This window comes from Pseudomonas sp. WT-JTC (assembly GCF_056711565.1).
In genome coordinates this window covers 4,667,051-4,676,378 of the sequence record NZ_CM160042.1, presented here as the reverse complement: position 1 = coordinate 4,676,378, position 9,328 = coordinate 4,667,051, and the positions used below count along the sequence as shown (strand labels likewise).

The window sequence follows — 9,328 nt, the reverse complement described above, 5'->3', positions numbered from 1 at the left end:
CCTAATGAACGGTCCTCACGGTTCGTTTATTGGGCGAGCCTGTTTATTTTTGGAGACTACCGCCCATGGCACTGCACCCGGACATCGAGGGATTTCTAGAGCTGGCCGAGTTCGGCCGCCTCAGCGGCAAAAGCCAACCCATGCATGAGCTGAGCCCGAGCGAAGCGCGGCAGCAATTCGAACAGACGTCACAGCTTCTCGATGCGGCTCCGGCAGGGGCGCTGACGGTATCTGCGCTCAGCATTACGGCGCGGGACGGGCATATGCTCAACGCGCGGCTGTACGCCAGACCGCAACCGGGCAACGAGCCGCGCCCGGTGCTGTTGTACTTGCATGGCGGCGGGTACGTGGTGGGCAGCCTCGATTCCCACGACACCCTGTGCCGGCGTCTGGCGCTGGCAGGGGAGTTTGCCGTGTTGTCGGCAGATTATCGGCTGGCACCTGAACACCGTTTTCCAACGGCTTTCAACGACGCCGAAGACATCGCCCGTTGGCTGGCGATTACCGGCGCCAAAGCGTTGGGCCTGGACGCGAGACGGATCGCACTGGCCGGGGACAGCGTCGGCGGCAGTCTGGTGGCATCGCTGTGTATCGCCATCGCCCATGACCCATTGGGATGGCCGCTTGTGCCGCGTCTGCAAGTGCTGCTGTATCCGGTGATCGACGCGGTAAAAAAACGCCCGTCTCTTGCGCGATTCGCCGAAGGCTATCTGCTGGAGGCCACGACGCTGGAGTGGTTCTACCAGCAATACCAACGCAGCGAAGCCGACCGCAGCGACTGGCGTTTTTCACCGCTGTACGCCGAGCGTTTGCATAGTCTGACACCCACCGTCCTGTGGCTGGCCGAGTACGACCCGTTGCTCGATGAAGGCCTGGCCTGGGCCGAGAAACTGCGTACCGCGGGGCAACCCGTGGTGCTGGACGTGAAGACCGGCATGACCCACGACTTTGCGCGCATGGGCGAAATGGTCCAGGAAGTGCCGGGGATGCTGGCGCAACTGGCGGCGCAGATCGGCGAGAGTCTGGCCTGACGCGTGGCGTGGTGATCAGCCACGCCGTCCCCCTGTAGGAGCGAGCTTGCTCGCGATGGTCGTTAACGATAACGCGTGTTTACTGGCTAAACGCAGCGCCTTTGAATCCATCGCGAGCAAGCTCGCTCCTACAGTTTGTTTTGCGCCGACTCAGATAACTAGGGCGGATCAAGCCGATCCAGCGCCCGATTCACCGCCAGTTCCCCCAGCATGATCACCTGCGCAATCCCCAACAGCGCATTGCGGCTTGTCCCCTGCAGATGATCCACCAGATCGTTGGCCATGACATTGGCCGACGCTAGCGACTCACTGGCGTGCACCAGCAGGGTTTCGGTACTGAGTTCGGGATTGACGATGAACATCGTGCAGGGTGCGCGCGGTGTGGCCATGATGTTGGGGCCCGGGTTGAGGTGGTGATCGAGGCTTTCGTGCGGGGAGGCCGGGTCGGAATCCGGCGGATTGGGTGTGACCTTGAACATAAGCTGATTACTCCTGAATGGAGCCGCTCATTCTTCTCTACTAAAAGAAGGGTGGCGGCTGGACGCAGGTTAGTAGACCGGGGAGATCAGCATTTACCGGCGCGCCGAAGCGCCCTGCGTACAGCCACCATCAATTTCAGGCAAGCCTGACTGATAGCGCTTCTACACCGTACTGATACAACCACGGGCTACTAAACCCGATCACTGACAATCAGTGACCCGAATCAAGTTACCGAGGCTCCCCAAGGCGCACAAGCCGGCGGATTCTGGCGTACCTGTAGGCAACGACGCAAGGCGTTGTGGCTTTCACGAAGTAACCTGTAGGGCGCTTAAACAAATGCTGCTGACGGGTGTTTGTCAGCGACGATCTGATTTCTGCACCGATTGTGTTTCGAACAAATAAACGGGAAACATCAGATGGGCTGTCCGGATTGATGTCACTCGACACTTAACTAAAAACTGCTAGATTCACCGCTCGATTGGCACGACAAGGAATGTTCGTTCATGAAATTTGGCTACCTGATCATCTACGTCAAGGATGTAGAGGCCTCTCTCAAGTTCTTCTCATCGGCCTTCGGGCTCAGCGTTCGGTTCATCCATGAGTCCGGCACCTATGGCGAACTGGCAACCGGCGAAACCGCCCTGGCATTCGCCGTCGATGAACTGGCCGCATCGAACTTCAGCACCGGTCATGTCCCGGCGCACTCATCCCTCAAACCGTTAGGCATCGAAGTCGGGCTGGTGACCGGGGATGTCCCGGCGGCCCATGCCAAAGCGATTCAAGCAGGCGCCAGCGAAATCGCTGCTCCGACTACCAAGCCCTGGGGGCAAACCGTGTCTTACGTTCGATGCCCTGACGGAACGCTGGTTGAGCTGTGCACGCCCGTAAACGCTACCGAGAGTGAGTCTTGAAAGCCGGGTGCGGAGCGAACCTCACAGACAAGTCTGGCAGTAACCTGCAAGTGGTCACGTCAACGGACCCATTGGCAATTATTAAAATCTCAGGGATTACACCGCAAATCCGGGAGCTGGAAACGCAGGCCGTTGCCGAAGGCTTCAGGTTCCTCTCCCGATTGATCGAGGAATGGGAAAGCGGTGCCAATCGATTCGATCAGCAGGGTGAGTGTCTTTTCGGAGTGTTCCGGAACGGGCGGCTGATTGCCGTGGGAGGTCTTTCATCAGACCCATTTGCCGAACCGGATGTAGGGCGATTACGGCGGGTCTACGTCGCACGTGCATCAAGGGGCCAGAACGTGGGTAAAGCGTTGGTGCAGCACCTGCTGGAAGTGGCGTCTGAGCATTTTCGCATTGTGCGACTGTCCACGGACACACCCGAGGGCGCTGCCTTTTACCTCCGCTGCGGGTTCCGGCCGATACAGGATGATTTTGCGACGCATATGAAGTCGTTGGTGGATGTCCCATAGAAAATGGGACATCGCTTTTGAAGTGCCTGACCTACTTTTTCGCCCGGTAACCGCTGTGTATGATCATTACGGCCCGATGCTGCCCGCCGCTCGGTCCCGCTGGGAAAGGTGAAAGCATCTCCTCCTTATTGATCAGCCGCTTTGAACCACGACGATTCGCCGCCAGTATTAAGGATGGACACGGTATGACCACGCAGAACACTTCACTACAAGACATCGCCGCGCCAGAGGGTGTTTGTTATGGCTGCGGCAGCCAGAATCCGCACGGGCTGCACATCAAGAGCTTCTGGCATGAAGACGGGGTGCATGTCATGGCGGAGCATATGCCCGATGACAAGTACTGCGGCTGGCCGGACCTGGTCTACGGCGGTTTGATCGCGATGCTGGTCGATTGCCACTCCAACTGGGCGGCGATGGCTTATCACTATCGGGCAGAACAGCGCGAGGTAGGCAGTTTGCCCCACATCACCTGCGTCACCGGTAACCTGGGCATCAAGTTCATCAAGCCCACCCCGATGGGGGTACGCCTGACGCTGCGTGCAAAAGTCGAGGGCGATGTCGGACGCAAAAGCCGGGTCATTTGCGAAGTTTTCGCCGGGGATGTCCTGACCGCTGTCGGGGACTCCATCTTTGTCCGCGCCGATACCGAACAACTCAGGGCCGCCGCGCAAGCAGAAAACGGAACCGGGCCACTGTAGGAGCGAGCCCGCTCGCGATGGACGCATAGGCGCAGCGTTTAACCAGTGAACACGCGTTATCGTTAACGATCATCGCGAGCATGCTCGCTCCTACAGGTGGAAGCAGTCAGCCATCGGGTTCGCCGCGCCAGCCACTGTAGGAGCGAGCTCGCTCGCGATGGACTCACAGGCGCAGCGTTTAACCAGTGAGCACGCGTTATCGTTAACGACCATCGCGAGCATGCTCGCTCCTACAGGTGGAAGCAGTCAGCCGTCGATACCGGACAACCCGGGGCCGCCGCGCAGCCACTGTAGGAGCGAGCCCGCTCGCGATGAACTCACAGGCGCCTCGTTTAACCTGTAAATACGCGTAATCGTTAACGACCATCGCGAGCGAGCTCGCTCCTACAGGTGGGGGCACTCAGTTATCAGTACTGCGCGCGCAGGCTCAGGGTTACGGTGCGCGGGTCGCCGTAGAAGTTGGTGCCCCAGGAGGCATCGACGCGGTCGTAGTACTTGCGATCGAACAGGTTGTTGGCGGTCAGTGTCGACGACAGGTTTTCGTTGAACTTGTAGCCGACCTGCGCCGTGGTGACGGCAAAACCGCCTTGCCGGAACTTCACGTCACGCTGGAAGTAGGTTTCGCTGACCACACGCACGCCACCGCCGACGCTGAAGTCCTTGAGCGGACCGTCGGTGAACTCGTACTTGGTCCACAGGTTGTAGTTGTGCTTGGGCGTGATGGTGCTGAAGGTCTTGCCTTTGTTGGCCTGGTCGCCGTCCAGGAACTTGGTGGAGGTGTAGGCGTAACCGGTGACGATGCTCCAGTTATCGGTCAGGTTGCCGCTCAGCTCGGTTTCCCAACCCTCGCTGCGTGCCTTGCCTTCGGTCATGTAGGCACCGGAGTTGTTGTCGTATTCGGCGCGGTTTTCATCGTAGATGCGGAAGGCGGCGATGCTGGCGTTCAGGCGGCCGTCGTAGAACTCGCGCTTGAGGCCGATCTCGTACTGCTTGCCTTCGCGCGGGCCGACCGGCTCGCCGTTCGTTCCGATTTCGCTCTGCGGTTTGAACACGCCGGTGTAGCTGAAGTAGGTCGACAGTTCCGGGGTGATCTTGCCGATGACGGCGCCGTACGGCACGACCTTGCGGTTGATGCTGGTGTGGGCCTGGCCGAAGTTGTTGAAGAAGGCGTTGGCGTTCTTCGCGTCGCTTTCGTACCAGGTCACACGGCTGCCGCCGATGACATCGAGCCAGTCGGTGACGTCGAACTTGGCGCGGGTGTAGACGCCATACTGGTCGGACTTGGACCAGTTGCCGTTGACGTGCGCATAGTCTTTGCGGGGAATGTCGATGCTGCCCGGATCGAACACGTTGATCGGGAAGTACTCGCCGCCGCCGTAGGTGAAGTCCTTGTCCAGGTGCTGGTACTCGGCGCCCAGGGTGAACTCGTGCCGGCGATTGGCGAACTCGAACGGCGTGGTCACGAAGCTGTCGACGCCGATGGTCTTGATGTGGGTGTAGTAATCGTAGGCCACGGCCCAGCTGTCACCGGTGGCCGGGTCGACCGCGCCGTCGGCCCAGGTGAAGTTACGCTGCGGGGTTTCGGCATCGCGGTAGGTCAGGGTGGTCTTGAACTGACCGCCGTTGTCCAGTTCGTGGTCGAGTTCGGCGAAGGTTTCCCAGACTTTTTCGTTGAGGGTGTTCCACTTGGCATCGACGAAGGTCGAGCGAGGAACGTCGAGCAGTTTGCCGTCGGCGTAGGCCGGCAAACCGAACGCCGGGGTGGAGTTGTTCTTCTGGTAGGCGCCGCCAACCGACAGGGTGGTGACCGGGTCGAGGTCGAATTCCAGGCGGCCGTAGACCATCGGGCGTTCGTTCTTCGCGTAGTCGACGAAGGACTTGTTGTTCTCGTAGGCGGTGATGAAGCGACCGCGCACGGTGCCCTCGTCGTTCAACGGGCCGGTGACGTCCACCGAAGAACGGTAGCGATCATAGGAGCCGGCGGCCAGTTCACCCCCGAGGGCGAATTTGCTCAGGGCGCGCTTGCGCACCACGTTGATCGTGCCGCCGGGTTCGCCAGCGCCCTGGTACAGGCCCGCCGGGCCACGCAGTACTTCGATACGGTCGTACATCGCCAGGTCGAAACTGGTGCCCATGTCGCCCTGGCCGGTCGGCTGCGAGACGCCGTCGACCTGCACCTGGTCAACGAGGAAGCCGCGCATGAAGATGTCGTTGAGGCTGGAGCCGGAGTTGTAGGTCTTGACGGTCACGCCGGTGACCTGGCGCAGGGCGTCCTGCAGGCTGTTCAAATTCTGGTCGTCCATGCGCTGGCGCGTGACGACGGACACCGACTGCGGGATGTCCTTGAGCTTGATGTTGCCCTTGCCGATGCTGACTTCATTGGTGGTATAGGAGTGCGAGCCTTCGGTGGTCGGCCCCAGCGCCAGGCCGGTAATGGACGTCGCACCCAACTGCAATGCACTGGAGTCTCCGGCCGACGGCACCAGCGACACGGTGTTGCCATTCAACTGAAAATTGATGCCGCTCCCCAGCAGCAAGGTTTTCAGTGCCTGTTCCGGTTCCATGTTGCCGGACACCGCCGTGGACTTGATGCCGTTGACCAGGTCCTGGCTGTAGAGAATCTGCAGATTGGTCTGCTGGCCCAGCTGGCGCAATGCACTGGCCAGCGACTGGGACGGCACATTGACGTTCACCGGAGCAGCCTCGACCTGGGTAGTTCCCAGCAGCAACAGGGTCAACAGCGCGCCCGGCACGACCGTTCGGAATTTCTTTTGCCGTTCGATGGCTAATGCCAACGGCGCGCGGGACAGGGTAGGGCTTTGCATTGCTCGAATCGCTCCAGAATGGTGTGTGCAGTTTTTTAGTTAATGATAATTATTATTAGACGGACCGCTTTGGCTAAACCGGAAAACAAACTTCAAAAAAACAATGATCTGCGCGCGGCACTGACCGTCAGGCCGTTGCGCGCTCGGTGACGACCCGGCCCGATTCCATGCGCACCAGTTGATCGGCCATGTCGAAATAGCGGTCATCGTGGGAGATGACGATGATGGTCTTGCCCAGGCGTTTGAGGTCCGGCAGCAGCTCGGTGTAGAAGATGCGGCGGAAGGTCGGGTCCTGGTCGGCGGCCCATTCGTCGAACACCAGCACCGGGCGTTCCTCCAGCCAGGCATTGACCAGCGCCAGGCGCTTGCGCTGGCCGGTGGACAGGTCGGTGGTGGTGAAACGGCCGTCCCTGACGCTGACCTTGTGTGCGATCTCCAGCCGCTGCAGATAGGTGTTGGCATCTTCGGGGATGTGCCGGTCGCCCTGCACCACGTCATCGAACAGGTAGTAGTCAGCAAAAATCGTGGTGAACAACTGGCGGTAGTCGTCGCGATTGTGCGCATCGATGCCCTGGCCGTTGAGCAGGATCGAACCCTGTTGTGGCGCGTAGAGCCCCAGCAGCAACTTGATCAGCGTGGTCTTGCCGCAGCCGTTTTCGCCGACGATGAAAATGATGTCGCCTTGCTCGATGGTCAGGTTCACCGGGCCCAGGCGAAAGGCGTCGCTGCCGGGTGCGGCGGGGAAGGCGTAGCTGACGTTGTTCAACTGCAGGCTGTCGACCATGGTCGGCGAGGTGCCTTGGTCGTTGAGCAGCAGGTGCGGTTCGGGCGAGGAGAACTGGCTCGACAGCTCGGCGATACGGCGGAAGGCAATCCGTGCGCGGCTCACAATTGGCAAAGTGCTGACCAGGTGCTCGATCGGGCCTTTCATGTACAGCAGCACCAGCACGAAGCCGCTCATCACTGCTTTGTCGGCGCTGGGCCAGTAGGATTGCAGGGCCAGTGCCAGGCCGATGACCACGAAGAACAGCATCGAGCCCAGGGTCTTGGCGATCACGAAGGTGTTGATCGAACGCACCTGGGTGTCGCAGATGAAATCGGCGGTGCCCTGGATGCCCTTGACGAACATGCGCTGGCGTCGCGGGCGGTGGATGCGCAATTCCTTGGCGCCGCCGGCAATGGCGTTGTAGTGCTTTTGCAAATCGTCTTCGGCCTCGCGGGCGGCCATGAAACCCAGGATGCCCTTGCCCTGCGCGTAGAACTGGATGCCGGTGCCGATGGCAATCGCCAGCACCATCATCAGGAACATCGGCCACGACAACAGCGCCAGATAACCCATGCAGCCGAGGGTCACGGTCAGGGAAATCGCCAACGGCGCGAAGGCGAAGGCGAAGTCGCTGATGGTGTCGACGTCGTGGGTCAGCACCGGGATCAACCGGTGGCTGCGGTAGCGCTCGATCTGCTCGATGGGCGCCGAAAGGACTTTTTCCCCAAGCGTTTTGCGCAGCCTGGCAATGATGTGCTGGCCGACGTAATTGGTGCCGATATCCGAGCAGATCGAACTGCCCAGGGCCAGCAGGCATAGACCGCTGAACAGGGCCACTACGCCTTGGGTCAGGCCGTCCGGCGAGTGCAGCGCATTGTTGATGGTCGCCAGCAGCACCGTCACGCTCAGACCGCCGACCATGCCCAGAAGGATCGACAGACTGACGACGAGCCGGAACGGTTTCAGGAGGGTGAACAATTCATGAATTGCACCGCGCGATGGCTGGGTCATGAGCAGAGGGTTCCTTGGGTCTTGAGGCAGATACCCAGTAGAACGTCTGGTGAGGGGGTTTATTTAAAGGATGGACGACACAAAACCTGTGGGAGCGGCGGTGCGGCGATCCGACTTGCTCGCGAAAGCGGTGGATCAGCAAAGTTGATGTTGGCTGACACGACGCCTTCGCGAGCAAGCCCGCTCCCACAAGGGCAGGGGGTGGTCAGAGATTGCGTACTACGCGGAAACCAATCCAGTCGCCACGGGTTTGCGGGTCGATGTCATTGCGGTTGCCCGAGCGGGAAAACACCGGTGCTTCACCCCAGTCGTTGCCACGGATGCGCAGGGTGTCGCAATCGGGTTCGGTCCAGGCGCTGCCATCGGTGGGCGCGCCGACATAGTCCGGGTGGTAGCAATCGGCGATCCATTCGTAGACGTTGCCATGCATGTCGTACATGCCGAAGGCATTCGCTGGATAGCTACCGACCGGGGAGGTATGGCTGTAGCCGTCGGTGGGGCCGTAGGTGTTGGCGTGGGTGGCGATGCTGTACTCGGTGCCGGGGTCGAACGGGAAGGGGAACGGTCCCGTTGACCCGGCACGGGCCGCGTACTCGCGCTGGGCCTCGCTGACGATGTGGTAATGCTGGCCGGTTTTGCGCGACAGCCAGGCGACATACGCCGTGACTTCGGCGAAGTTCATGCACACCGCCGGCTGACGCGGGCCTTGGGGGTAACTCGGTTTGCCATTGGTGCATGCCCGGCCGGGACGGGTATCGCCATCGGGCAGGGTGATCCCGGTTTCCTTCATGTATTGGGCCCATTCGCCGGCAGTGATCTGGTAACGGCTCATGGCGAAGGGTTTGTCGAATGTCACCTCATGCATCGGGCCTTCATCCGGCTCGCGGCCGACTTCGCCTTCCGGGGTGCCCATGGTGAAGGTGCCGGCGGGCAGCACCACCATTTCCGGACAGTTGCGGCAATCCTTGAAGACCTTGCCCGGCAGCGGTGCCGTGTACGCCTGGGCGAGGCTCGGTACGGCACTGCCGAGCAATGCCAGCAGCATCAGGGCACCGAGGCGTTGAAGGGGCAGCCTGTACAGGGTGTTTTTCATG

Annotated in this window: 8 protein-coding genes; 4 read left to right on the top strand and 4 right to left on the bottom strand. The window is 60.6% G+C overall.

The features are described 5' to 3' along the window. The first annotated feature begins 65 nt into the window (after positions 1 to 65). A complete protein-coding gene (locus tag AC06G5_RS21225; RefSeq protein ID WP_413704332.1) occupies positions 66 to 1,031 on the top strand; it encodes an alpha/beta hydrolase in 966 nt (321 codons plus the stop codon). Between the two features lie 158 nt (positions 1,032 to 1,189). Here the strand turns inward: AC06G5_RS21225 and AC06G5_RS21220 are convergent, their stop codons facing one another. Then, on the bottom strand, positions 1,190 to 1,510 hold the full coding sequence (locus AC06G5_RS21220; protein WP_413704333.1) for a DUF6124 family protein: 321 nt from the start codon (positions 1,508 to 1,510) through the stop codon (positions 1,190 to 1,192). 504 nt (positions 1,511 to 2,014) lie between these two features. Between AC06G5_RS21220 and AC06G5_RS21215 the strand changes: the two genes are divergently transcribed. The 3 genes from AC06G5_RS21215 (at position 2,015) to AC06G5_RS21205 (ending at position 3,632) form a co-directional block, all read left to right on the top strand. Beyond that, positions 2,015 to 2,422, top strand: a complete 408-nt coding sequence (locus AC06G5_RS21215; RefSeq protein ID WP_480458270.1) for a VOC family protein — start codon at positions 2,015 to 2,017, stop codon at positions 2,420 to 2,422. 50 nt (positions 2,423 to 2,472) lie between these two features. Next, positions 2,473 to 2,934 (top strand): GNAT family N-acetyltransferase, encoded by a 462-nt coding sequence (locus AC06G5_RS21210; protein WP_480459916.1) that lies wholly within the window; start codon positions 2,473 to 2,475, stop codon positions 2,932 to 2,934. Between the two features lie 185 nt (positions 2,935 to 3,119). Next, positions 3,120 to 3,632 carry a PaaI family thioesterase gene (locus AC06G5_RS21205; RefSeq protein WP_413422563.1) on the top strand — a complete coding sequence of 171 codons (513 nt, stop codon included), beginning with the start codon at positions 3,120 to 3,122 and terminating at the stop codon, positions 3,630 to 3,632. A gap of 407 nt (positions 3,633 to 4,039) precedes the next feature. Here the strand turns inward: AC06G5_RS21205 and AC06G5_RS21200 are convergent, their stop codons facing one another. The 3 genes from AC06G5_RS21200 to pvdO all read right to left on the bottom strand — a co-directional run bounded on the left by AC06G5_RS21200 (position 4,040) and on the right by pvdO (position 9,327). Further along, positions 4,040 to 6,457, bottom strand: a complete 2,418-nt coding sequence (locus AC06G5_RS21200; protein ID WP_413422565.1) for a TonB-dependent siderophore receptor — start codon at positions 6,455 to 6,457, stop codon at positions 4,040 to 4,042. 127 nt (positions 6,458 to 6,584) lie between these two features. Then, on the bottom strand, positions 6,585 to 8,234 hold the full coding sequence (locus tag AC06G5_RS21195) for a cyclic peptide export ABC transporter (protein ID WP_480458269.1): 1,650 nt from the start codon (positions 8,232 to 8,234) through the stop codon (positions 6,585 to 6,587). 205 nt (positions 8,235 to 8,439) lie between these two features. Beyond that, on the bottom strand, positions 8,440 to 9,327 hold the full coding sequence (gene pvdO / locus AC06G5_RS21190) for a dihydropyoverdine dehydrogenase (RefSeq protein WP_413704335.1): 888 nt from the start codon (positions 9,325 to 9,327) through the stop codon (positions 8,440 to 8,442). Position 9,328 lies beyond the last annotated feature (1 nt).